This window comes from Roseicyclus sp. (assembly GCF_052168335.1).
Classification (GTDB): domain Bacteria; phylum Pseudomonadota; class Alphaproteobacteria; order Rhodobacterales; family Rhodobacteraceae; genus Roseibacterium.
This window is the reverse complement of sequence record NZ_JBQLZP010000002.1, coordinates 1-1,873: the sequence shown is the minus strand read 5'-3', so window position 1 is coordinate 1,873 and position 1,873 is coordinate 1. Positions and strand designations below refer to the sequence as shown.

At 73.8% G+C, this 1,873-nt stretch carries 1 protein-coding gene; it reads left to right on the top strand.

From position 1 onward, the window contains the following. Positions 1-262: 262 nt before the first annotated feature. Positions 263-1,873 (top strand): ABC-F family ATP-binding cassette domain-containing protein (locus ACTS11_RS00100; RefSeq protein ID WP_442638320.1); only part of this gene is annotated, 1,611 nt, incomplete at its 3' end.

Here is a 1,873-nt window from a genome sequence, read left to right as displayed (position 1 = left end):
GGGTTTGCGCCGGCTGCGCCGTCGCCGGGGGGGAAGCGCCGTCGAGGGGCTTGGAGCCCCTCGACGGCGCTGGTGCCTCCGGCGGGAGTTTATCGCCAGGATGAAGGGGCGGGGCGGCGCCTTCCGGGGCGGGTCGGCGTGCGGGTGTCGCTGCGGCGGGGCGGGTTGTGCCGCGGAGTGATCGGGGGGCGCGTCGCGCGTCCTTGCAGGCGCCATTGACGGCGCCATTGACGGGGGCGGGGCGGCCCAATACCTCGGCGCCATGGCGAATGCACCGATCCTCCAGCTCAGCGGACTGACCCTCGGCTTCGGGGGCGATCCCGTCTTCGAGGGGCTCGACCTCGTGGTGCATCCGGGCGACCGGCTGGCGCTGGTGGGGCGGAACGGGTCGGGCAAGTCGACGCTGATGAAGGTCATGGCGGGCCTCGTCGAGCCCGACGCGGGCGCGCGGGTGCTGCCGGAGGGCACGACGGTCGGCTATCTCGAGCAGGACCCGGACTTCGCGGGCTTCGCCACGCTCGGCGATTTCGCCACCGCGACGCTCGGGACCTCCGAGACCTGGCGGGTGGAGGCGGCGGCCGAGGGGCTCGACCTCGATCTCTCGACCCGCGCCGACCGGGCCTCGGGCGGGGAGAAGCGGCGTGCGGCGCTGGCGCGGCTCCTGGCGGAGGCGCCGGACCTCATGCTGCTCGACGAGCCCACGAACCACCTCGACATCGCGGCCATCGAGTGGCTGGAGGGGGAACTCGCCCGCACGAAGGCCGCCTTCATCGTCATCTCGCACGACCGCGCCTTCCTCAGGCGGCTCGCGCGCGCGACGCTCTGGCTCGACCGGGGCGCGGTGCGGCGGATGGACCGGGGCTTCGAGCAGTTCGAGGACTGGCGCGACCGCATCTGGGAGGAGGAGGACCTCGCCCGCCACAAGCTCGACCGCAAGATCAAGGCCGAGGCGAAATGGGCCGTCGAAGGGATCAGCGCCCGGCGCAAGCGCAACCAGGGCCGGGTGCGGGAGCTCGCGAAGCTCCGCGAGGAGCGGGCGGGGATGATCGCGCGCACGGGGGCGGCCGCCATGGCGCTCGAGAGCGGGCCGGCGAGCGGCAAGCGCGTGATCGAGGCGCGCGGCATCTCCAAGAGCCATGGCGGGCGCACGATCATCGCGCCCTTTGACCTCCGTGTGCTGCGCGGCGACCGGGTCGCGCTGGTCGGGCCGAACGGGGCGGGGAAGACGACGCTCCTCAAGATGCTGACGGGCGAGATCGCGCCCGACACGGGCGGGGTGACGCTCGGCACCGGGCTCGAGCTCGCGGTCTTCGACCAGGCGCGCGCGGCGCTCGACCCGGACGCGACGCTCTGGGAGAGCCTGACGGACGATCCCGTCACCGGCGTCTCGGGGCGCTCGGACCAGGTCATGGTGCGCGGCACGCCAAAGCACGTGGTAGGCTACCTGAAGGAATTCCTCTTCGACGAGGCGCAGGCGCGGGCGCCGGTGCGCTCGCTGTCGGGGGGCGAGAAGGCGCGGCTGCTGCTCGCGCGGATCATGGCGAAGCCCTCGAACCTGCTGGTCCTCGACGAGCCGACGAACGACCTCGACGTGGAGACGCTCGATCTTCTGCAAGATGTGCTCGGCGCCTATGACGGCACCGTCCTCCTGGTGAGCCACGACCGCGACTTCCTCGACCGGGTGGCGACGGCGACGGTGGCGCTGGAGGAGGGCGGGCGCGCGACCGTCTACGCGGGCGGCTGGAGCGACATGGCCGCGCAGCGGGCGGCCGGGGGCCGGGCGGCGACGCCCGCGCGGGCCAAGGCGGCGGAACCGAAGGGTGCGGCCGGCACGGCACCGCCTGCGCCGAAGCCGACCCGGACGCCAGATCGG